We start from the raw sequence: 23,487 nt of genomic DNA, 5'->3' as shown, positions 1-23,487 counted from the left end.
GGGGAAGGAAGTAACGCAAGCTACACCAGTCTGTTGCTGCCTCTATACTACGGAAGAACCGACAGCCTTCGAAACAACCACATTGTATTTCCAATTCTTTGGAGCCTAAGAAATCCAGCATACCGCTCATTTACATTTGTTCCGCTATTCTCGTATGGCCACAGCACCGACGGCAGCACACACCACCTGGTGGCAACTCCGCTATTTTGGTATTATCAAAATGCCAACGGCTACACCACTTCCCTCTTTCCTCTGCTTTGGCGAGGCAAGTATGATTCCGTTACCACCTGGAACTCCATTTTCCCAATCTACTGGTCGTTGAACAACGGATGGCAACAACAGCGAATACTATTTCCTTTGGTGTGGAACTTTCGTTCGCCTGACTTCCGCTCTTTTACCCTTGCCCCGCTATTTTCGTATGGAAAAAACAACGAAAGGCACAGCAGCTACCTTACCATCACACCTCTATTTTGGCATTTCAAAAATACAAGCGGCCATAGCAATACACTGTTTCCAATATGGTGGAGTAGCAGGAAGGGTGATAGCCTCAGCACCAATAAGCACGATGTTTTCTTCCCTCTAGTATGGTCATACCGCAAACCAAACCGAACTACCAATATTGTTTTTCCGGTTTACTGGAACTTCAACAATACCAAGCGCCATTCACTAACGGTAGCACCATTTTACTCAAGAGGTTTTAGCAGCATTGGAAAAAACCACCTAATGATTACCCCGTTGTATTGGACATTCAACAGCAAGGCTATCCACCGGCAAATACTTTTCCCGCTTTACAATACCTACCATGACACCTCCAAGGTAAACCGTTACAGCGTTCTCTTCTTCGTGCTTCGAAGCCAACACACGACCACCACGAAAAACTTCAGCCTTTTATGGCCTTTAGTGGAGCATGTTGTAGCACCAAATTACCGTTACTTTAGAGCCGCTCCATTGGTTTGGAGCAAGCAGAGCCCCACCTCAAGCTACTTTACCATTCAGCCCTTCTACTATCAAAGCTCCGATTCATCCGAAAGCACAGTCCGCATTCTTTGGGAACTATACACATACCGCAACCAGCAAGGAATAAAACAATCCAATGGCATTCTTTGGAAAGTTGTCTACTGGGATCGCTATGCCAATGGCGATAGGAGTTTTCGCATTCTTCACCTGCTCTACGCCAACACCAAGCTAAAAGGGAAGGAGGAGAAGAGCCTCTTCCCGCTCTACTTCTATACACGGGAGAGCAACGGTAACCATTCGCTATCGGTTATGTTCTACTTCTACAACTCCATTAAGCGGCAAATCCCCAACACTAAATACTTCTATGAGGAGGAGCGGGTATTCTGGTTTATCCGGCTGCGCTCCAACTATAGGATGTTGAAGGAGAGAGGCGTACTAAATAACAGAAAACTCTAACTTAAAGAAAAGATGGGCAGCACTAAGAAATATAATTTTAAAAGCCTAATGCCAATAATTGAAGAAACCTTAAGGCAGGCAGCAGCATTTCCTGTTGCAATTAAAACAGCTGATAAAATTCCCCTCATAAGTGAAGTAGGAGAAAGAAAGTATTACGATTGTAAAATTGATTTTTATGAAGAGCACTTTATTGTTAGAACTATTCACAATTTTAAAGCCTTAGCAGTTTTATTACCACTAATGGCTAACGTCGAGGAAGAAAAAAACCTTATGCACCCTGTTAATCTAATAATGAGAAATATTATAACCGATTTTTTGACGAACTCCTATCTTTTTAAGGTTTTCCAAAAAGTATGTGAAACAGGGCACAAAGATTATGAACCCTTGAAGAAAGTATTTCGTCAGATGAACTATAAAGTAGCAAAATCAGCAGAAGAAGAGAGTAAAAGCAATCCTAAAGTAACTAAAGAGTTATTACGACAATACCTACCCGAAAACTTTAATGAGAGTGGTGAAATTATAAAAGAAATGGCCCTAATGTATAATGTCAAAGAATGGTTTAATCAGAATGAGCCTGAGTTCAAAGAAACAATTCAAAATTATTACGAGTCTTATGACAAATACTTCTCCAAATTTGAACACATTAGTTTTGCTACCCCTCATTTTATCATCCAAAAGAATCCATTTACAGAGCACTGTCGAGCAATTGGTGCCGGAGCAAATCAAATTATAATTTGTTATGGGGTTTTAGATAAAAAAGTAGATGAAGATAAAATCCTCCTTTTAATAAACGAACTACCAAACTATACTCCCCCTGAGTTATAAAATCTTAAACGGCAGCAAGCAATCCTGTGAATTCATAACAAATTTCTACCTTAGCAAGTCAATATAACTGTGGAAACAATGTTAGAAATAGCTATAGCCGTTCTAGTTGCGGCAATACTGGTATTGCAGGTGCTGATGCTTATCCGGCCCAAAAGCAGTGGTGATAGTCCACAGCTCGATGCCATCCTTCGGGAGCAGACCCGTTTTGAGCAAATTTTACGGGAGGAATTTGCCCGCAATCGCGATGAGCAGCAGCGCACTTCCCGCGAGACCAGAGAAGAGCAGGGTGTTGCACTGCGAAACTTTGAAAAGAAGGTGGAGGAGAACTTTACCGCCTTTCGGGAGCAGCTGCGCACCATGGGCAACGATACTCGCGAAGGGCTAACCGCCAGCTTAAAGTCGTTTGAGGAGCGGTTTGCCCAAAGCGTAAAGGAGTTTAACGAGCTGCAGCGCCAGAAGTTCAACGAGCTGGTTGTGAAGCAAACCGAGCTAAACAGCACCACCGAGCTGCGCCTCGAAAAGGTTCGCGAAACCGTGGAGGGCCGCCTAAAGATTATGCAGGACGAGAACGCCAAGAAGCTGGATGAGATGCGCGCCACCGTGGATGAGAAGCTGCAGACCACGCTCGAAAAACGTTTAGGAGAATCGTTTAAGCAGGTGAGCGAACGGCTGGAGCAGGTTCACAAGGGACTGGGAGAAATGCAGACGTTGGCCAATGGCGTAGGCGACCTTAAGCGGGTGCTGTCCAACGTAAAAACCCGAGGAATACTTGGTGAAATCCAGCTGAACAATATTTTGGAGCAAATTATGGCTCCAGAACAGTTCGACCGGAACGTGGCAACCAAAAAGGGAAGCCGCGATGTGGTGGAGTTTGCCATAAAGCTCCCAGGCAAGGACATTGCTGGCAATGAAATCTACATGCCCATCGACTCCAAATTCCCGCTGGATGTATATAACCAGCTGCTCAACGCTTACGACACAGGTGACGCCATTGCCATTGCCGCTGCCATAAAGGAGTTGGAACGCTCCATTAAGCAGAACGCCAAGGATATTCGCGACAAATACCTCGACCCACCCTACACCACCGACTTTGCCGTAATGTTTCTACCCATCGAAGGCCTATACGCCGAGGTTATCCGCAATACCTCACTAATGGAGGTGCTGCAGCGTGATTATAGAGTGGTAATAACCGGACCAACCACGCTGGCTGCCATTCTCAACAGTTTGCAGATGGGGTTCCGAACGCTGGCTATCGAGAAGCGTAGCAGCGAGGTGTGGCAAATTTTGGGCGCTGTTAAGACAGAATTTTCCCGATTTGGCGATGTGCTCAAGAAGGCGCAGGAAAAAATCACCAAAGCCAACGAGGATATCGACCAGCTGGTTGGAACCAGAACAAGGGCCATTGAGCGGAGGCTTAGGGGTGTACAGGAATTACCCACGACTAAGGCTAACGCTATTCTGCCAGATAAGTACGATGATGAGGAGGAGGAGTCGTAACTTTACACTCTTGCCCAAGTAATTATGGCTTAACAAAAGCATCGCTAAATTAAATTCATGGAAAAGAGGATAACCAGCCTTCAAAATCCTGAAGTAAAGAGAGTCGTAGCGTTAACCGAAAAAGTACGCGATCGAAGAGAGCAAAATCGCTTTGTGGTGGAGGGCGTTCGAGAAATCAGCCTTGCCCAGCAGAGTGGCTATACCATTGAAACAATCTTTCTTTGTCCTGAACTTTACAAACCAGAAACCGATTACCCCATCAACCTTACAAGAGGAAATTTGGTTGAAGTTTCTGTGGAGGTTTACAACAAAATGGCTTACCGTGCAAATGATGGCGGAGTGCTTGGCCTGGCAGAGCAAAAGGCACATCGGTTGGACGATCTTCTGCTACCCAACGAGCCACTAATTCTAGTTCTTGAATCGCTTGAGAAGCCAGGCAATCTTGGTGCCATCCTTAGAACCTGCGACGCTGCAGGGGTAGATGCTGTTCTTATCTGCGACGGCAAAACCGACATTTACAATCCAAACGCCATCCGCTCCGGAGTGGGTTGCCTGTTTACCAACCAAATAGCGGTATGCTCCACCGAAGAGGCCATTTCCTGGTTGAAGCAAAATGGTATATCAATTTTTACAACGAACCTTACCGCTAGCCAAGGCTACCATCAAGTTAATTACAAAAAAGCTTCTGCAATTGTAATGGGCTCTGAGGCTTGGGGTGTTTCGAAAGCATGGATTGATGCGGCTACTACCTGTATAAAAATTCCCATGAGAGGGCGTATCGACTCAATGAATGTGTCCACCTCCGCGGCCATACTCGTTTATGAAGCGAAGCGTCAAAGAGGGTTTAATTAGCTATTGATTAGAGGAAAAATTATGTTGGACAACTTAAACTTCCAATAATTAAGATCAAACCGTAGGAAGCCATTATACATATCGTAGCTACTGAATGTTACTGACTCTTAAATAAAAATGCCGTCCCAATTCGGAACGGCATATCCATTTACAATAGTAAAATTTACATATTCTTATCAATCTTTTTTAGCAACTTGGGTAGCTTACTATCCATTTCTTTAAAAAGATCTTCTGTTGCATTTGTGCAAAGTGGAAGTATTTTATCTAAATCCATAACAGGAATACCTTCCACCATGCCCACAGATTTACTCGACATCCCGGTAATAAATTTATCAAATACCTTTTCCCCCTTCTTGTTTACAAGATATATTCGCGCGGTTGCACGCATCCCTGCAACGCCCAATCCACCTATTGCCATCTTTGGAACAATGGTGTAGTCCAGAGAGATAAACATTACACCATCAACATCAGGGAAATCAGAAAGCATAATCATCTCATCCCTTCTCTTGTCGTTTGTAAGTGTACTCGTTCTGATCATGAACTTATAACCACTTGGAAGTAACGGCTTGAAAAGCCTCATCATAGCAGAGTTTGTATCAGCACTGCATGATTTAAATTCTTTATACTTTTCGTTGGTGATTACCTCTTGCTCGGGTAACAACTTGAAAGGAAAGCTAGGTGCGTATTCTGTCTCAAATTTTCTTTTAAACTGGGCTAGAACAGAGTCAAGCTTAAATGCAGGATTATTTCCAATTGCGTCTATTTTGGAAAGTAAAACACTTGATGCACTCTCAGTTTGAATAGTTTTGTTAACATAAATTGTGGTAATTGCCACCGTTTTAGGGCCATCGGCAGCTAACACCGAAAAGGAACAGAGCATTAATGTACCTAAGAAAAGATTTTTCATTGGTTGTTTAGTTTTGATTTGTTTAAAATAATTTTTGGTGTATCGAAATTACCTTTTTTATTGAAACAAACAACTAAACTCCATATTTATAGAGACCCAAAAAATTCACGATTTCTAGATAAATAGTTGTTAACTGAAACCCTGTTGACAAAACAGCTTCACCCGTGGTTTCCTGAGCAAGAACTAATTAATGACAGGCTGGAGGAATGGATTGCTGTAGCCTATTTCAACGTCCAATTTTGCCAAGTGGCACTAGCATCACTACCCACCAGCACCTGCGGCGTTTGCGACTTGCTGTTTACTAGTGCCGATTGCTGTGATACCTTTTGTGTGATATAATCGCTAAGCTCTTTAAGGTCGGTATTGCCTCTTGTTTCCTGCATTTTCTTTAGTAGAAAATAGGTGAAAAGCCCATGCTCCTGGTCCTTTAGCGGAAATGCCGTTTCGTCGGCGGATGTTGCCGTAAGCACAACCAAATTCCCTGAAATGGCATCAGCACGCGGCCGAATCCTCACTCCTCGTCCAGCGAAAAGCGGAGCGTTTCTACTATCTCCGCTAAAGCAAGCATCCAGAAAAACAGTAACTGATTGTGCGGGATAGGTGGAGAGCTTCCCATAGAGGTACTCCAACTTGACCGCTGTGGATGGATTGGTGGATATGCCATCAACGGGTAGTAGCAAGGCCGTTCGAGTTTCAACGTCGGGCATACCGTGTCCGGCGTAGTATACGAGAACCTTCGCCTCTCCATTAAAAACTTTAATCACGTTTGTAATCCAGTCTATTTCGTTCAGCATCTGACCATAAGTTCCATTCGCTAGGTAGTGAATGTTCTGCGCTGGAATTCCTAACGTTTTTTCTGCATACTCCTTAAAAACACTGGCATCGTTTGATGCATAGGACACCTTAATTTCATTTGCATACTGCTCGTTACCAATTATAAGCACAAAGGTCTTATCGTTCACCTTCGAGGTTACAGGGATATTCAAATCCACATCTGAGTGTGGTGCAGAAGAAACATTTACCATCGCCGGAATAACGGTTGGATTCCCTAACAAAGCGCGGGTATTACCGTTCCAATTTCTCACAAAATCGTAGCTACCCACCTCGTCGAACAAATCGGCATAGAGGAGCTTGTAGTTCTGCGTCAGTAATCTTCCAGCCCTATAGTAGGGATAGAGTGCAACATTAAAATCGAGATCCTTGGTAAAGTGAAATTGCGATCTATCCACTCCGGGAATGACCAGCTGCAGATCGATATCGACGCTTGTTTTACCCCACCACGGTGTATAAGGCCATGTTCCTAGGTAAGGCCAAAAGAAAGCCACATCGAGAATCCAGGTCCGTCGTATATCTTTACGTGGTTTTATGGTAATGTCGGCTGTAAGATTTGGATAGTGATGCTCAATTTCTGCTATTGACCGATTATAGCGCAGGTAATCGGCGAACTCATCCATAAACAGTTTTTTCTCCGCTGGAATATCCTTTCTGGTCGTTTCTACATTAAAGCTAGTTATCTGCAACCCCGCAGCCGGAGCAATTTCGTTTCGAATGGGTTTGTCGACCATAATAACATGACGAGGGGTGGTGCAACCGAAAAAGGTTACTCCAAAAATCATCGCCAGAAAGATCCGGAGAGCAATAGTGGGCTTCATAGAAGATGAACTATGGTTAACTGTAAACAAATATAACTTAGTACGCCTTTAGTTGTATCTCTAATATTATGTTGATAAAAAAAAGCCCGTCGCCGGGCTTCAATGCTATTGGGAAACGGTGGCCGTTTTTCGCGTCGACCAAATCATTATGGCTATTCCCGCCAGAATAAAAGGAATGCTGAGTATTTGGCCCATATTAATGGCCATGGAATTCTCAAAACCAACCTGCGGATTTTTAACAAACTCAATGAGGAACCGTGCTATAAATAGCAGAACCATCATCAGGCCAATGTAGTACCCGTGGTTATTCACCTTTTTACCCTTGCGGTACATCCACCAAAGGACAACAAAAATAGAAAGGTAGGCGAGTGCCTCATAAATCTGGGTCGGGTGTTTTGGAACAGTTTCTCCATTTCTTAAAAAAATGAAACCCCAAGGGAGATTTGTTTGATGGCCGTATATCTCTGAATTCATTAGGTTCCCGATACGGATAAAGGCACCACTCAGCGGAACCACAATGGCAATCCGGTCGAGAGTCCAGAGATATGGGCGCTTATACTTTCTAGAAAACAGGTAAAGTGCAATAAGAATTCCCAAGGCTGCGCCATGGCTAGCGAGCCCACCATGCCATACCTTTATTATCTCCATCGGATGCGAAAAGTAATAACCGGGCTCATAAAAAAGAACGTGTCCCAGCCTAGCTCCAATTACCACACCAATTATCATGTATAGCGTAAGCGAATCGAGCACCGCCATGGAGAGGTTTTCGCGCTTAAATATTTTTACAAACACCACGTAGGCGGCATAAAAGGCGAGGGCAAACAGCAATCCGTAGTAACGAATGGAAAGCGGTCCAAGTGTGAAGATTACGGGGTTTACATCCCAGTTGATAAATGCAAGCATCGACATTATTTTTAAAATTAAACAACACGTTTAAGGGTAAAGCCAAACGTTGTTCCTTCGTTAACCTTGCTTTTGACGTTTATGCTTTGCTCGTGAGCTTCAATAATATGCTTTACAATGGCCAGCCCTAAGCCTGTTCCACCCTGATCGCGGGAACGGCTTTTATCGACCCGGTAAAAACGTTCAAATATACGAGGAATATCTTTGGCAGGTATTCCAACACCGTTGTCGGCAACCTCCACTAGAACTCGGTCCATCATATCGGTAAAAGAAACCGTGGTCTTGCCCCCCTCCTTTCCATAATTAATGGAGTTAACCACTAAGTTAGTTATCACCTGATAAAGCTTCTTTTTATCGGCCTTTACCCATATTGGCTTATCATAATTCTTGAGAAACTGAAGTTTGGCTTTTCGCTCCTTTGCCCTTATTTCTTGTGCTTCAAAAACCTCATCAACCAGCTGCACGATGTTAAACTTCTCCTTGGAGAGCTTGAGAACACCAGCCTCCAACTTCGAAATCTCCTCCAAATCCTCAACAATAGAGATAAGTCGATTAATGCTCTTTTCTGTTCGCTCTAAATACTTATGATTAATTGCCGGATCTTCTAGCGCTCCATCGAGCAATGTAAGCACGTAACCCTGAATGTTAAATATCGGGGTTTTGAGCTCGTGCGATACATTACCCAGAAATTCCTTACGGTATTTTTCAAGCTCCTTGAGGTGGGAAATTTCCGTTGTCTTACGCTTAACCCACGAGTCAACCTCCTTGTTTACCTCCTCCACAATGTCTCGTTCCTCAATGTCGTCCATGATTTTTTCATCTGAAATATTCAGGTCGTGGATGGTTTGATAAATTGGGCGAATTTTTTCAAATATAAACCGATTCAGCAGGTAGTAGCATACAACGTAAGTTACCAAAAACAGGGCGAGGCACGAAAGCACTACGGTAAGGTAAAAGTTTTGCCTGTCGAAATCGAAAGTGAAAACAAGGATGGCCCCAGCCGCAATTGAGGTGAATACCGAAATGAGGACTGCCATTTCCTTTGGTGTGGTACCTTTCATGTTTATATCCTGTTTTGCGGCAAAACCCGCACTTAATATAACCAGCTCTGCTTAAATATTTAAAAGGGTGGGGTAAATAGCTGCGCTACTTACCCATATACTGCTTCATTAGCTTGGTAATATACTTTCCAACAATATCGAACTCGAGGTTTACAACGCTTCCTGACTTAATTTGGTGGAAGTTGGTGTGTTCGTAGGTATATGGAATAATGGCAACCTGAAAGCTTTTGGGTTGGGAATTAACCACGGTTAAGCTAACTCCGTTTACCGAAATAGAACCCTTTTCAACTGTAATATTTCCATCAAGGGTTGGTTCATACTCAAAAGTAAAATACCAGCTACCATTTACCTCCTCAACCAGCTTGCAAGTTGCGGTTTGATCCACATGTCCCTGAACGAGGTGCCCATCGAGAAGGCTATCCACCTTCATGCTGCGCTCCAAATTAACCTTATCGCCCACCTTTAAGGAGCCTAAGTTGGACTTGATAAGCGTCTCCATGATGGCCGTAACGGTGTAGGTATTTCCATCTTTTTTTACCACGGTAAGGCAAACTCCATTATGCGCAATACTTTGGTCGATTTTAAGCTCGTTGGTAAACGAGCATTGCATTGTAATATGCAGGTTATCCTTATCGTGCTCCAACTTAACCACAGGAGCCGCTTCCTCAACAATACCAGAGAACATAGCCGTAATTTTAAATATTCGGGGTAAAGTTAGTATATTTTGATTACCTCAACTTTAAGTTTGGGTGAGCAGTGTGGTTTGAGTCAAACTTTTTAACTTTGTCAAATTAATAACGTTACCGATCTTGAGAAAGCTAATACTACTCGCTCTTGGAGCATTAATAGTTACCCTAACTATGCCTCGGTGTGCCAGCATCGGTACAATTTCTGGCGGTCCCAAAGACACCATTCCACCAGTTCTGTTGAGCAGCACGCCAACAATATATGAGAAGAACTTTTCGGGTAAGGAGATTCGCCTCAACTTCGATGAGTATATCGCGCTTAAAGACCCTGCAAAGCAATTTTTTATTTCGCCACCCATTGAAAAACCGGCCTATCCGCTTCCAAAAGGAAAATCGGTTATTGTCAAGCTCGATGATTCTCTTTCGACGAATACGACCTATACCTTTGGCTTTGGTAACTCTATTGTTGATAATAACGAAGGTAACGTGCTGAAAAATTTTCAGCTGGCTTTTTCCACAGGCAACAACCTCGACACCCTCGTGGTTGAAGGTCGAATTGTTGACGCTTTTACCCAAAATATACCTGAAGGCGTAAAGGTTATGCTCTATACCGACGAAAATGATTCTGTCCCATTTATTCAGAAACCGAATTACTATACCTACGCCAACAAGGACGGATTTTTTCGGGTTCCCAATATTCCGGCTGGTTCTTACAAGCTGGTAGCCATACAAGACAAGAACGACAACCTCAAGTATGACCAAGGAAGTGAGATGGTTGGATTTGTATCAACACCTGTTCATTCTATTGTGCGGAGCCGAATTGATACACTTGGTAACGACAGCACAGCACGCAATCTGCTTAGGCTAAACATGTTTAAGGAACCTTCATTAAATCTTGCGCTCACCAATATTGAACGCATTAAAGCCAACGAAATTAAGGTGGTATTCTCAAAGCAATCGCCCACCATTCCCACGCTTAAAGTTGAGGGTTATTCTGGAAATCCATTCGTGGCAGAACAATCGCCAGAAATTGACAGCCTAATTTTTTGGGTTATGGATAAAAACCTAATCCATAGTGACTCTCTGCCAGTGCTTATTACCTACTCTCGAACAAACAAGAACAAGGTGCTGGAGGATACCACCGAATTGCACAACCTAGTGTTTGAATCACCGAAGGAGCGTGTTCGTCGTAAAAAGGATGAAAGCAAAACACCGGGGTTCAACCCAACCTTCGCAAGTAACACCAAGGATGGTGTTATTCCAACCGAAAAACTTTTGCTTCAGTTGCCTAGTCCACCCCTTTCCGTTGATTTCTCCAAAATAAGTTTTATGGCAAAAACAGCAAAGGACTCACTTCCCCAAGCATTTAGGCTGGTACCCACCTTAAATCCAAGGGAGTATAGCTTTGTCACAAATTGGAAAGACAGCGTTACCTACTTCTACCGATTCCTTCCTGGTGTGTTCAAAAATGCTGAGGAAGTTGAAAACGACACCCTATCTGGGAAGTTATACCTTGCACAAAAAGAGCAGTTTGGAACTTTCATCCTCAAAATAAGCAATATTCCAAACCCCATTATTCTTCAGCTGCTTAGCGAAAAAGGCGCGATGCTAAAAGAATTTCCTATTACCAAGGATATAACGGATACTCTCACCTACATTCCTGCAGGTAAATACCAGATTAAAATTATTAGCGACGTAAATGGTAATGGGAAGTGGGATACCGGTAACCTTATTAAGCAAATTCAACCAGAAGCTGTTAGCCTGTTTATGCCCTTACCTAATAAACCGTTGCTCTTGATAAAGGCAAACTGGGAAAATGAACTTCATCTTGATATTGAAAAGATCCTGAGCAACTAAAGAAAAATAGCCATGTCAGTTATGCTAAGCTACGCCATATTCCCCACCGACAAGGGATCGAGTGTATCTGAATATGTGAGCAAAGTTATTAAAATGGTGAGTCAATGCGGCTTTCCGTATAAGCTAACACCAATGAGTACCATTGTTGAAACCGAAACTATGGATGAAGCCCTGGAGGTGATAAACCAATCCTATAAATTATTGGAGCCTTTCTGCGACAGGCTCTATCTCAGCCTGACAATGGATATTAAAAAAGGGGGGATGAAAAGAATGGAGCAAAAAATCCACTCCATAGAAAGTAAGATTGGTCCCGTATCAAAATAGATCCCAAACAATAAGTGTTAATGACAAATAAAAAACAGACTCTACTGCTCATTTTGATGCTTGCCTGCAGCATCCCTGCATTCTCTCAGCTAGAGGTAGGGGTCAGGGGTGGCTTTTTGACAACCAACCGTAACTTTTTGCCCGTCATCAAGTCAACATCGCTCGCGAGCGTTAAAAATTATGGCTTGGTATTTACCGTTTTTGGAGAGAAGTATTTAGGCATGCAAACAGAGTTTGCCATGACCGAACGTGGCTACAAAGACTCCCTTGGTTACAAACATCAGCAACAAATGGTAGAGTTACCCTTGTTGGGCCAAGTCCGATTCAGCTATAAATCCATTTCGCTTTTTTTCAACATAGGAGCATACGCCGGCTATCTTCTAAAGAGTACCGATGAGATCCCGACCAGTGACTCCACCTTTATCATTCAAAACCACGAATTTGTAAAAGGTATAGACCGGCGGTTCCAATACGGTTTGGCTGGCGGTCCCGGCATTGCCTTTCGAACCAAGCACTTCTCCTTTCAGGCCGAGGTCCGTTACTACATGGGGTTTGCCCATCTGTACAACCCGGCTTTTACTGGAATGCCAATGGAATCGAGGGAGACTGGTCTTGGTGGTTTTATTGGAATTCTATACCGAATTCGTTAATTGTGTAACACAAAAAGGGTAAAAACAGAAATAGCTCGGTGGATATCCGGGCTTTTGCTATTTTTATAGCTACAGTTATCTAACAAAAAATGCACAGGCTTCTACTTTTATGCGCAACAGGCCTAATGGTAACCCTTGGAACCAGAGGACAACCCGCCTTTGTGCAAGAGGGTAATGCCTCCTACTATGGCAGTGGTTTCCACGGAAAACGCACAGCCAGTGGCGAGGTATTTTCCAAGAACAAGCTCACTGCGGCTCATCCTACGCTAGAATTTGGGACGTTGGTAAAGGTTACCAACCTTACCAATGGGAAAAGTGTGGTGGTGAGAATTAACGACCGTGGCCCTTTTTCAAAAAACAGAATCATTGACCTATCTGAAGCGGCAGCCAAAAGATTGGATATGGTGGATGCTGGCACCGCCATGGTGCGGGTGGAAACGGTGACCCAGCAGCCAACGGATACAACCACAAAGGCTACCCCATCGGGTGAGGGCTATGAGTTTTTCGATGTTGAGGTAACTCCGGCAAAACACACAGGCTGGGCAGTTCAGATTGGAAGTTTTGGCGAGGCGGCCAACTTTATACGACTAGCCGACCATGTTAAGCAGCGGTATAACCAGCACCTCTTGGTGCAAGTGGTAACTGTAAAGGAACGGCAAGTTTATCGGGTGCTCGTGGGTGAATTACCAACCGAAGAAAAGGCTAAAGAACTGCTCCTTGCTTTAAAAAGAGAGTACCCCGATGCATTTATTACCAAATTGAACTAGTAAAGGATTCCCTGTGTTCTAAAGCTCCCCATCACAAATACCTCCTTGGGGTGAACAATCAATACCGGAACTGGCGCCTTGTTGAGCATTTGCTGAGCGTAGCTCCCTAGCACAAAGTTGCTAAGGTTCACGGACTGCTCGCTCATTATGCTAATCAGGTCGGCATCAACCTGCTTGGCATAGTCAATAATAACATCAGTAATATTATCGCCCTTAATAAACTCCACCGTAACAGGAATTTTGTTAGCCTCCAGAAATTCATGTACCTGATGGGTATATGCCTTTATTTTAGTCTCGATCTCTTCCGAACTGAGGCTGGCAACACCTACCACGTGTATTTCGGCACCAAAAATTGTGGCTAGCTCAGCCGTTAATGGAACTTTTTGGCGCGAGTCAGCGGTAATATCAATGGGCATTACAATACGCTTAATATCCTTGTGACAACAGCCATGACGAATGGTGATAACTGGTCGATCGGTTGCGGTTACTATTCGGAAGGCATTGCTGCCAATAAAGAGAGCCTCAAAGCCGGATGCTCCGTGGGTGGAGCATACCACCATAGAATCGTCGAAAGCCTCCACTTGCCCAACCACCTCCTTATATACTTTCCCCTTCTTAACTATGTAACTCAAACGGCTGTGATGGCCCAGCTTGGGTGAATATTCTAAAACCAACTTGTCGAACTTCTTTTTGGCATCCTGACGCTCCTCCACCAAGCTGTAGCGTGCATAATCTTTCACCTTTTCCTGAACAAAAACCATTTGAATATGGCACGCCATTTTCTTTGAAAGCATCACGGCAAACTTCAATCCGTTCAAGGATTCCTTTGAGAAATCTATCGGAACAATTAAGTGCTTCATGGGTAATGTTTTGCTTTAAGAGTTGGAGAAACGACCACAACAAATCACCACCAAGTTAAGAATTTTTTCATATTCGGTGGTTTTTGAGGATTGGAATATTACGAAATTCACGATTTTTACCCCCGGGGCAACTCTTTCCCTTTTGCTTGTCTGACGAATCAAATTTAAGCTACAAACAGCTATATTTACCAAGCTATCATTGGTAGATTGGTTAACTTTATTTCAAGTCACCTTTTTTAGAACCTACAATTCAATGCGCTCACCAAGAACAACCTTCCTTCTGTTAATTTTGACCTTGACGAGCATTTCACTTTGCTCTACCAAACTATTTTCGGCGGAAAGGCTCATTATTCAAAGTGCAAACCAGCTTGCAAAACCGATTTTGCTCAAACCTTACCTGGCTGTTTATGAGGATCAATCTGGCTTGACCAACCCCGACAGCTTGCTTCAACACCCAGAATGGTTTAAACCACTAATTGGCTTTCCCGAGAAAAAAGCTACCAACCCATACTACCTCAAGTGCGCACTGACAAATAATTCGAATAAGAAAGTTGAACTGGCGCTACTCTTTAAAAACTTAACCTACGTTGAGCTCTTTATTGTTAAGGACGGCAAAATAGTTGAACGTCGTCAATCCGGTTTCTTTTGCAAAGCGAAAAACCTAGCAATAACAGATACACGAACCCATTTTGAGGTGGATATTAACGCCGGTGATAGTGTTCAGTTTCTGATTAGAGTAAAGCATACCAAACACCAGGTTCCCATCTTCAACTTTGCCATTCAGGACAACGCCCTCTTTGATAGGGCAACCCTTGTAAAACAAACCTTCGACTTCTTCTTTTTTGGAGCCTTTGCCATTTTTTTCCTTGCCAGCTTGCTCTCCTTTCTGACAAGTCGCAATCGACTATACCTGTGGATTGCCATCTACTCCTTTGGAATTTCTTTTTACGATCTTTCTATTAATGGTTACCTTATAACCATAATAGCACCTAATCATGGACCGGAGATGTGGTGGCTTAACATGGTATTTGTTAATCTTGCTGGTCTCGGTGGGCTATTGCTTATTCAAGATTTTTTTCAGCTTAAGAATCAAAAACCCAGCCTCCACAAACTACTTAGTATTGCAATATACACCACTGTTTTTCAACTGATTGTTGGCTTCACAATTAGCATTGTTTCGTCCAACTATTTAATGATAACTTGGTTGAATGTTTCTGGCAACTGTTTGGCCAACACCTTGATTATTTTTGTAATAGTTGCTGCATGGAATAAGCTTAAACAAGTTCAGCGTCTTTTTGCCCTAGGTGCCATAGGTCACGTTTCAATGTTCATTTTGGGATCAATTTTAGTTGGAGTAATGAAAGAGAATAGTCTTCCAATCATTTCTATTCTTACAGATGTTGGTGGAATTATAGTTATCTCCTTTTTTAATATAGCCCTTGGTAAGAGTGTTTGGATTAATGAACAAGAAAAATACGAGGTTTTACAAGCGCTTGATGAATTGAGACTTGCACAAAACAAACTCCTTGAAGAAACAGTGACTATCCGAACTAGCGAACTTCAAGTTGCCAACCAATCTCTTTTAAACCAAAGGCAGGAGCTAGAGCACAAAAATGAGAAGATTGAAATTCTTCTCAAGGAGAACCACCACCGGGTAAAGAACAACCTGCAGCTCATTTCAAGCTTACTCGAACTGCATCAGGAGAAGGAGGAGAATGAGAGGCTTGCAGCCATCATAGCCGACGGAAAAAATCGGGTTAAGGCCATGGCACTCATTCATCAGCTGCTCTTTCAGAACGACTTTGGTGAAGTTATCAATATGGAGGAGTTTATTCAACAGCTGCTTCAGCAGGTAAAAGCCTCAAGCCTAACTTCAGATGAAATACAATTTGAACTTCGCTGCAGCGGTATTGAGCTCGACATTGATACGGCTATACCCATTGGATTGATCGTTAACGAGCTGCTTACCAACTCATTTAAGCATGCATTGTGCTGCGTTAATCATCCATTACTTCGGATTTCGTTGATTGAAGAGACCGCCGGTAATTACCGTTTAGATGTTTGGGATAATGGCCCTGGTTTACCAGCCAACTTCAACTTAAAAAACGATAGCAACATAGGGTTATACCTAATACCTAGGCTCTGCAGGCAACTGCAAGGATCCTTTGCCTACGAGTTTAGTGAAGGGGCACGATTTATTGTTACCTTTAAGGAGACAAAAACCAGAAAAGAGCTGCAGTGATGCAATACCAGTCTAAGAAGATATTAGTTGTTGAGGATGAAATTATTATAGCCGATGATATTATCCGCTCCCTGAGGAGTTTAGGATATAGAAGTTTTGAGCCTGCCCTAAATTATAGCCAAGCAATCGAAGCCATTGAGCAGGAGCCGCCTTCCATTGCCATTATCGACATTAATCTTGCCGGTACAAAAGATGGTATCGACTTGGCCAATGCAATTAACGAACAATACCGTTTTCCCTTTATCTTTCTTACCTCCAACTCAGATTCCCAAACACTCCACAGGGCAAAGCAAACAATGCCAAGCGCCTACCTTCTAAAACCGTTCACGCGGCAAGACCTGCACACCTCGCTAGAAATAGCCCTCTACAATTATTATGAAAAAGAGAGTCCCATACAGCAGGAGGTTGTTGGCAATTCCGATTTCCTTCTCATAAAACAGGGCGCATCCTATCAAAAGTTAGACTTTAACAAAGTTGTTTTCTTGAGGAGCAAGCACGTTTATGTTGAAATTATTACGGAAGAAGGGGCGGTGCATATTATTCGTTCCTCTCTTACAGACCTCCTTACACGATTTCCAAAGAATTTTGCCCGAGTACATAGGAGCTACGCTGTAAACTTAGATATCATTCAAAAAATTAACATCAACGAAATTGTTTTGTCTAACGAAACGATCCCTTTATCAAAAGAGTATCGCAAAGAAATTCTTAAGTGTTTTGGCAAATAGCGCTCCTTGCCCAACGTATTACATCTCCTCACCGCGCCATTCAGAACAAAAATAAATAGTTTCAGAACAACTTTTCCTATTTCTGGATCACCTCTTGTTGATTCAGCCTTTTTCCACATCCTTTTTTTTGATTTTCAATCTAGAATTTCTCCACAAAGAGTAATGTAAGAATTGGCGTTGTTGGTCACTCCACCATTGATTCTGGCGATCAAGCCACGTATCATTGTAGTGTGTAAAAATTATGGTTGCAGTTTACTTGAGACCATTTAGCAGCCTCATTTTTAATATCTCAGACATGAATTTGAAGCACAATAAATCATTAAGTCCCATTATTATGCAAACAATTTTACCCTTTTTGCAAAGGAGCAAGTGGATATTATCCACCCTTGTAATATTGCTGCTCAGCCTGAGCAGCACCTTTGGGCAGAACTGCTCTGTGAATGCAGGTGTTCCATTTACCACCTGTCCCAACGTTCCCATTGATCTTGTTGGTAATAAATCGGGGCTTTTTCAGGGCACGGGTGCAACCACTTGGAGTCAAACTGATGGGCCGTCTGTTACCATAACAGATCCCAGCGCCCTTACCACCTCCATTATTGGAGCCACCCCAAATACGGTGTATAAGTTCATGATTCAGGCTACGTGCCAAGATGGAACCAAGGTAGCCAACGAGGTAACCATTTCCACCAACCCCCTCACCACTCCTACCGCAGGGCCAGATGCCATGTACTGTCCCGGCACCTACTCGCTATCGGCAAACGCACCGGCCTCGGGAGAAACAGGAACTTGGACGGTGGTAGGAACCAATAACGGGGTAACCATTTCAACACCCAACTCACCCACCAGCAACATTGTTCTTGCTAGCAACAAGGCCGGTGCAACCACGCTGCGCTGGACCATATCCAATGCCTCCACCGGATGCTCCGCCTACGACGATGTTGTTATTTCAAACAAGGGAGGAATAACTACCGTAACAGCAGGACCCGACCAAAGTTTAAGCTCCTGTTACTCCTCAACTACCTCAGCAACTCTAGGCAGCTCATTCCCTGGTAATGGAACGGGTGGACAGGGGGGGCTCTGGACAGTAGTTACAGCTCCAAATACGCCCACTTTTGGTAATGCAACTGCATATAACACTAGCATTAGCAACTTAAAGCAGGGCATCTACACCTTGCGCTGGACGGTCAGTGGCACCTGTGCCAATGGCGTCGACGACATGCAAATAACCGTTCCTGCACCCGTTGGAAGTGTAACCACAGCTTCCATAACATCAGGGAATCAGGTATTCTGTGATGCTAGAACAGATGCAGTGCTTGTTGGCAGTACCCCGCTTTATACCAACGAAAACGTTTTATGGCAAAAAACGGCTGGCACAGGAACCGTAACCAATCCAACAAATACAACTACCACGGTTACTGGTTTGAATGGAACATCATCCTCTTCATACAAATACACCATAACGAACTCGGTTACTGGGTGTAATTCGGTTGCTGCTACCAGGACCATAAGTTATACAACTGCCCCAACCATTACCGTTAATGGGGGAAACGATATTATATTGGCACCAGGTGTATATTCGGCATCTATTCCTTTTACTGTAAGTGGCGGCAATACCACCCAGTATACCGTAATAAGTTACCCTGCTGGTTACACTCCTCCCGGCTGGACAAGCGCCTCTTCACCTCAAACCATTTCTGGCCTCAACCAGTATGGAACTTACGTTATTCGTTTTAAACGATTTACCAATGGTGGATCAGGTGGCTGTTCCGAGGCTTATAGCGATATAAAGGTATACGTTTCTAAGGCCCCAACGGCCGCCAACGCAGGTACTGACCAAATGCTTGCATGTAACATAACCAACACCGCCCTAGCCGGAAATCCCCCCAGCATTGGAACTGGTAATTGGTCTCAAGTTAGTGGCCCAAGCACAGCAACTATCACCAATCCAACCTCGAATAATGCAACAATTTCTGACTTAATTAATGGCAAATATACCTTTAGGTGGACCATCCAAGGTGGATCGAACGTGGCTCCATCTCAGGATGAGGTTAATGTTGTGGTGGCTTCTACTACGCCAACTGCGGCAAATGCAGGAGTTGACCAAACTGTTTGCTATGCAACGCCCGTAATTCTTACTGGTAACAATCCCGCACTAAACGAAACTGGCACCTGGACTGTTTCGCCAAGCACAGGTATCTCTTTCTCAGATATTCATAGCCCAACCGCTTACGTAATTGGGTTAGCACCGTCTACGTTATATACCTTTACTTGGACCATCGCCAATTCATGTGGAACCACAGCCGATAACGTTCAGATTACAACCTCTGCCACGCAGGGACCTGTTCAGGCTTCTGCGGGTAGTGACCAGTGCAAGACTTCTGGGACAACTTCCGTAACCATGACGGGGAATAATCCCACTCCTGGATCTGGCGTGTGGACTAAAATATCGGGGCCCGCATGTACCATAACAAATAACACAAAGTATAACACCACTGTTACGGGAATGACCGACGGAACTTACCTGTTTGAGTGGGCCATAACCTACAATGCCTGCAACGTAAGCCGTGATACGGTTATGATAACCATCTCTGCCGCTGCCACTGCAGCAAATGCAGGTGCTGATCAAACAATTTGCGGAACGGCCATAACCCTTGCCGCCAATACACCTGCCATAGGAACAGGTTATTGGACTCAGTCAATTGGCAATGCCGGTCCAGTAATAACAGACCCTGCACAACCCAACACCACCGTAACTGGATTAACCGACGGATACTACAAGTTTACCTGGACCATTTCGAACAATGCGTGTGCCAGCAATTCTGCGGCAATGGTAGCGAAAGTATCAACTCCACCAACCACCGCAGACGCTGGTATCGACCAGTCTGTGTGTGGAGCTTCAGCCACTACACTGGCCGCCAATACCATTACCAATGGAACAGGCTACTGGAATGTTCTCTCGGCCCCAACAACACCATCGTTTAGCGCTTCAACCTCGCCAACCTCAACGGTTTCCAACCTAGCCATGGGCTACTATTTCTTGCAATGGGTTTCGCAAAATGGCACATACTGTCCGGTAAGCACCGACGATATGGAGATAACTGTAACTCCAACAGCCAATGCCGGTGCGGACCAAAATTTGTGTAACCTTTCGGAAACGCAACTCTCAGGAAACGCGGGAAGCAGTGGAACCTGGAGCCTAGTTAGCGGGCCAAACACACCAACGATAACCACAACGGGACCCAATACAGCCAATGTTTCCGGTATGATTCCCGGAACCTACACCTTCCAGTATTCCATTGTTTCCACAGGATGTAACTCCACGGACCAAATGAATGTAACCATCTCTGCTCCGGCTACACCAGCCGATGCAGGAGCCGACATCCAACAGTGCGGAGGTACTTCCATTGCCCTTTCTGGAAATGCACCCGGGGGATCAGAAACGGCCTTGTGGAGCAAAATTTCTGGAACAGGAGGTACGTTTAGCCCCAACGGACAAAATGCCTCCCTTAATAGTGTATCAACAGGCGTATATTGGCTTAAATACACTATCACCAACGGTAGTTGCAGCTCGAGCGACCAAGTTATGGCCGAAATTTATGCCACACCAACAACGGCCGATGCAGGATCTGACCAAAACGTTTGCGGATATACCACCTCTCTTGAAGGAAATGCTCCAACAGTTGGCCTTGGAAATTGGAGCCAGGTTAGTGGTCCAGGAACCTCCGACATTGCATCAATAATATCGCCAAACAGCAGCGTTACCTTTTCAACAAGCGGAACCTACGTAATGCGGTGGACCATTGCCAATGGCCCCTGCCTCTCCTCTTCGGATGATGTAACCCTAAATATTAACGTACCGCCAACCACACCAGATGCTGGTCCTGATCAGAACCTCTGCAATGTGGCCTCAACAACCCTAGCTGGAAATACAATTACTACTGGTGCAGGCATGTGGTCGCAGGTATCTGGACCCAATACAGCAACCTTTACCGATCCAAGCAACCCAACAACAACCGTAACCGGGCTTATTGCAGGAACTTACGAGTTTAGCTGGACATCATCCTATCTAACTTGCTCTGCTTCCGACGTTGTTACCATCAACGATTATGGTTTACCCTCAACGGCGACAACGGGAGGACCGCTTTCCATCTGCAACTACACCACGCCTGTACTAAACGGAAGCACGCCGGCCGTAGGGGTTGGTACCTGGTCGCAGTTGACAGGACCTAATAACGTAACTATTACAACACCAAATTCGCCAAATTCAACCCTATCGGGAACCATTCCCGGAACCTATACCTTCCAATGGACAATCTCAAATGGAACCTGTGCCTCAACTTCGGCAACAACCGACCTTACAGTGAACGCACTTCCTTCCCTTGCTATTGCTGGTGTTGACCAAGATTTATGTAACCTCACTTCCACAACACTTGCGGCAACTGCCCCAACCAGTGGAACCGGAACATGGACATTGGTAAGCGGTCCAAACACGCCCACCATTACCGACGTTAACCTATACAACTCCGATATTTCCAATTTGGTTCCGGGAACATACCTCCTGGATTGGACAGTGGCCAATGGCCCCTGCACCTCCTCGGACCAAATGCAAATTAATGTGTATGCCACACCTTCAACGGCTGATGCCGGTGCCGACCAAGTAATTTGTGGAAATAACCTAGTAACAATGGCAGCAAATACCCCTGTGAACGGAATGGGTACCTGGACAAAGGTTAGCGGACCAGGGTCACCAACCATTACCAACCCAAATTCGCCAACAACAACAATTACTGGGTTGTCTACAGGAACATATATCTACAAGTGGACAATTTCCAACGGATCGTGTGCCTCTAACTCCGACAATGTGCAACTGCAGGTAAGCACATCCAACGTTACAACCTCCGACGCAGGTCCAGACCAAACCGGCGCATCACTTTGCGGACTTACTGCCACAACCCTTGCAGCAAACAATCCAACGGTTGGAACTGGTGCTTGGAGCATAATCTCTGGAACTGGTGGTTGGTTTGGCAATGCCTCAAGCAGAACCTCTTCTTTCTCTGGAACTGCTGGAAACACCTATGATTTAAGATGGACCATCACCAGCGTTGGATGCGTATCTACCGATGATGTTACCATTTTCTTCCCAAAAAATCCAACACCTTCTGATGCTGGAGTTGACCAAACCAATTCAGCGATGTGCGGTATTACAGCCACTACGCTTAGTGCCAATACCCCCACCGTAGGAACAGGATTGTGGACAATTGTTTCGGGAACAGGTGGCTCACTGGGTGACGCAACCGATCCAAACACTTCATTTTCTGGAACTCAAGGCTCGGTTTACTCCCTACAGTGGACCATCAGCAATGCACCCTGCAGCGCCTCATCCGACCTTGTTTCCGTGGAATTTAAAACTCCCGCAGTGGCACCCACTGGAACTTCACCTCAAGCATTCTGCCAAGGAATAAGCCCTACGCTAAATAACATCATCGTTTCTGGCAGCAACATACAATGGTATGATGCCTCAACAGGTGGCACACTGCTTGCTGGCACAACACCGCTTGTTAACGGAGCTACCTACTATGCGTCACAAACGGTAAATGGATGTGAATCGCAAGCCCGCCTTGCCATAACCGTTTCGGTATACTCCTGCGTTGGCCCAATCATTGATGACGTAGTTGTTAGCTTAGATGAGAACTCGCCCAACGGAACTTCGGTTTACGATGAGCATGACAAGAACACCGGAACTGACATTGATGGCGATGGAGACCATATTGCATACTCCATCATTGCCGGTAACACTCTCGGAGCCTTTACCATCGATCCAGCAACGGGCATTATTACCGTTGCCGATGTTACCAAGATCGATTTTGAGACTACCCAAACCTTCGTTCTTACGGTTGAAGCCAGCGATGGTCTTAATACTGACACTGGCACGGTAACCATCAATCTCAATAACCTCAACGATAACCCACCCGTTGCTGTTGCTGACTCCTACTCGGTTAACGAGGGAGGAACACTTACGGTACCTGCACCCGGTGTTTTAGGAAACGATAGTGATGCCGATGGAAATGCTATTACCGCTATAAAGATGTCGGATCCTACCCATGGAACATTGGTTTTAAACGCCGACGGCTCATTTGTATATACTCACGATGGTAGCGAAACCACCTCCGACAGCTTTACCTACAAGGTGAATGATGGAACCTTCGACGGGAATACCGTTACCGTATCCATTACCATTATACCGGTAAACGATCCTCCGGTGGCCA

Annotated in this window: 17 protein-coding genes; 11 read left to right on the top strand and 6 right to left on the bottom strand. The window is 44.5% G+C overall.

All coding sequences use genetic code 11. The features are described 5' to 3' along the window. The 4 genes from VMW01_01545 to VMW01_01530 all read left to right on the top strand — a co-directional run. Window positions 1–1,413 (top strand): hypothetical protein (locus VMW01_01545; GenBank protein ID HUW04918.1); only part of this gene is annotated, 1,413 nt, incomplete at its 5' end. Window positions 1,414–1,425: 12 nt separating this feature from the next. Beyond that, window positions 1,426–2,238, top strand: a complete 813-nt coding sequence (locus VMW01_01540) for a hypothetical protein (protein ID HUW04917.1) — start codon at window positions 1,426–1,428, stop codon at window positions 2,236–2,238. 78 nt (window positions 2,239–2,316) lie between these two features. Next, the gene (gene rmuC, locus VMW01_01535; GenBank protein ID HUW04916.1) at window positions 2,317–3,735 is read left to right on the top strand and encodes a DNA recombination protein RmuC; all 1,419 of its coding nucleotides are present in this window, start codon (window positions 2,317–2,319) and stop codon (window positions 3,733–3,735) included. A gap of 57 nt (window positions 3,736–3,792) precedes the next feature. Further along, window positions 3,793–4,587 (top strand): RNA methyltransferase, encoded by a 795-nt coding sequence (locus VMW01_01530; protein HUW04915.1) that lies wholly within the window; start codon window positions 3,793–3,795, stop codon window positions 4,585–4,587. A gap of 163 nt (window positions 4,588–4,750) precedes the next feature. Here VMW01_01530 and VMW01_01525 read toward each other — a convergent pair whose 3' ends face one another. The 5 genes from VMW01_01525 to VMW01_01505 all read right to left on the bottom strand — a co-directional run bounded on the left by VMW01_01525 (window position 4,751) and on the right by VMW01_01505 (window position 9,795). After that, window positions 4,751–5,494, bottom strand: coding sequence for a hypothetical protein (locus VMW01_01525; protein HUW04914.1), 744 nt, complete (start codon window positions 5,492–5,494; stop codon window positions 4,751–4,753). A gap of 221 nt (window positions 5,495–5,715) precedes the next feature. Then, the gene (locus VMW01_01520; GenBank protein ID HUW04913.1) at window positions 5,716–7,146 is read right to left on the bottom strand and encodes a caspase family protein; all 1,431 of its coding nucleotides are present in this window, start codon (window positions 7,144–7,146) and stop codon (window positions 5,716–5,718) included. 105 nt (window positions 7,147–7,251) lie between these two features. Beyond that, entirely contained in the window at window positions 7,252–8,049 is a 798-nt protein-coding gene (gene lgt / locus VMW01_01515) for a prolipoprotein diacylglyceryl transferase (protein ID HUW04912.1), read from the bottom strand. Window positions 8,050–8,066: 17 nt separating this feature from the next. Continuing rightward, entirely contained in the window at window positions 8,067–9,110 is a 1,044-nt protein-coding gene (locus VMW01_01510) for an ATP-binding protein (protein HUW04911.1), read from the bottom strand. A gap of 85 nt (window positions 9,111–9,195) precedes the next feature. Further along, window positions 9,196–9,795 carry a riboflavin synthase gene (locus VMW01_01505; protein ID HUW04910.1) on the bottom strand — a complete coding sequence of 200 codons (600 nt, stop codon included), beginning with the start codon at window positions 9,793–9,795 and terminating at the stop codon, window positions 9,196–9,198. Between the two features lie 124 nt (window positions 9,796–9,919). On the opposite strand from VMW01_01505, the gene VMW01_01500 reads away from it, so the two are divergent. The 4 genes from VMW01_01500 to VMW01_01485 all read left to right on the top strand — a co-directional run bounded on the left by VMW01_01500 (window position 9,920) and on the right by VMW01_01485 (window position 13,394). Continuing rightward, window positions 9,920–11,653, top strand: coding sequence for an Ig-like domain-containing protein (locus VMW01_01500; protein ID HUW04909.1), 1,734 nt, complete (start codon window positions 9,920–9,922; stop codon window positions 11,651–11,653). Between the two features lie 12 nt (window positions 11,654–11,665). Further along, complete coding sequence (locus VMW01_01495; protein HUW04908.1) at window positions 11,666–11,977, top strand: thiamine-binding protein; 312 nt, start codon at window positions 11,666–11,668, stop codon at window positions 11,975–11,977. Window positions 11,978–11,997: 20 nt separating this feature from the next. Further along, window positions 11,998–12,627, top strand: a complete 630-nt coding sequence (locus tag VMW01_01490) for a porin family protein (protein HUW04907.1) — start codon at window positions 11,998–12,000, stop codon at window positions 12,625–12,627. 89 nt (window positions 12,628–12,716) lie between these two features. Then, on the top strand, window positions 12,717–13,394 hold the full coding sequence (locus tag VMW01_01485; protein HUW04906.1) for a septal ring lytic transglycosylase RlpA family protein: 678 nt from the start codon (window positions 12,717–12,719) through the stop codon (window positions 13,392–13,394). Here the strand turns inward: VMW01_01485 and VMW01_01480 are convergent. Next, window positions 13,391–14,254, bottom strand: a complete 864-nt coding sequence (locus VMW01_01480; GenBank protein HUW04905.1) for a universal stress protein — start codon at window positions 14,252–14,254, stop codon at window positions 13,391–13,393. The genes VMW01_01485 and VMW01_01480 overlap by 4 nt on opposite strands. Before the next feature lie 253 nt (window positions 14,255–14,507). Between VMW01_01480 and VMW01_01475 the strand changes: the two genes are divergently transcribed. The 3 genes from VMW01_01475 to VMW01_01465 all read left to right on the top strand — a co-directional run. Further along, window positions 14,508–16,496, top strand: a complete 1,989-nt coding sequence (locus VMW01_01475) for a histidine kinase dimerization/phosphoacceptor domain -containing protein (GenBank protein HUW04904.1) — start codon at window positions 14,508–14,510, stop codon at window positions 16,494–16,496. Continuing rightward, entirely contained in the window at window positions 16,496–17,221 is a 726-nt protein-coding gene (locus tag VMW01_01470; protein ID HUW04903.1) for a response regulator transcription factor, read from the top strand. The genes VMW01_01475 and VMW01_01470 overlap by 1 nt, the downstream gene beginning before the upstream one ends. 334 nt (window positions 17,222–17,555) lie before the next feature. After that, the coding region (locus VMW01_01465) for an Ig-like domain-containing protein (GenBank protein HUW04902.1) at window positions 17,556–23,487 on the top strand (5,932 nt) is incomplete at its 3' end.

Source organism: Williamwhitmania sp., assembly GCA_035529935.1.
Classification (GTDB): domain Bacteria; phylum Bacteroidota; class Bacteroidia; order Bacteroidales; family Williamwhitmaniaceae; genus Williamwhitmania.
This window is presented reverse-complemented; position numbering and strand designations above follow the sequence as displayed.

What these genes read in the sequence shown, in the direction of transcription:
- VMW01_01530 (HUW04915.1), top strand. Translation starts at nt 3,793, where the DNA reads ATGGAAAAGAGGATAACCAGCCTTCAAAATCCTGAAGTAAAGAGAGTC.
- VMW01_01485 (HUW04906.1), top strand. Translation starts at nt 12,717, where the DNA reads ATGCACAGGCTTCTACTTTTATGCGCAACAGGCCTAATGGTAACCCTT.
- VMW01_01520 (HUW04913.1), bottom strand. Translation starts at nt 7,146, where the DNA reads ATGAAGCCCACTATTGCTCTCCGGATCTTTCTGGCGATGATTTTTGGA.
- VMW01_01495 (HUW04908.1), top strand. Translation starts at nt 11,666, where the DNA reads ATGTCAGTTATGCTAAGCTACGCCATATTCCCCACCGACAAGGGATCG.
- VMW01_01525 (HUW04914.1), bottom strand. Translation starts at nt 5,494, where the DNA reads ATGAAAAATCTTTTCTTAGGTACATTAATGCTCTGTTCCTTTTCGGTG.
- VMW01_01490 (HUW04907.1), top strand. Translation starts at nt 11,998, where the DNA reads ATGACAAATAAAAAACAGACTCTACTGCTCATTTTGATGCTTGCCTGC.
- VMW01_01505 (HUW04910.1), bottom strand. Translation starts at nt 9,795, where the DNA reads ATGTTCTCTGGTATTGTTGAGGAAGCGGCTCCTGTGGTTAAGTTGGAG.
- rmuC (HUW04916.1), top strand. Translation starts at nt 2,317, where the DNA reads ATGTTAGAAATAGCTATAGCCGTTCTAGTTGCGGCAATACTGGTATTG.
- VMW01_01540 (HUW04917.1), top strand. Translation starts at nt 1,426, where the DNA reads ATGGGCAGCACTAAGAAATATAATTTTAAAAGCCTAATGCCAATAATT.
- lgt (HUW04912.1), bottom strand. Translation starts at nt 8,049, where the DNA reads ATGCTTGCATTTATCAACTGGGATGTAAACCCCGTAATCTTCACACTT.
- VMW01_01470 (HUW04903.1), top strand. Translation starts at nt 16,496, where the DNA reads ATGCAATACCAGTCTAAGAAGATATTAGTTGTTGAGGATGAAATTATT.
- VMW01_01510 (HUW04911.1), bottom strand. Translation starts at nt 9,110, where the DNA reads ATGAAAGGTACCACACCAAAGGAAATGGCAGTCCTCATTTCGGTATTC.
- VMW01_01475 (HUW04904.1), top strand. Translation starts at nt 14,508, where the DNA reads ATGCGCTCACCAAGAACAACCTTCCTTCTGTTAATTTTGACCTTGACG.
- VMW01_01480 (HUW04905.1), bottom strand. Translation starts at nt 14,254, where the DNA reads ATGAAGCACTTAATTGTTCCGATAGATTTCTCAAAGGAATCCTTGAAC.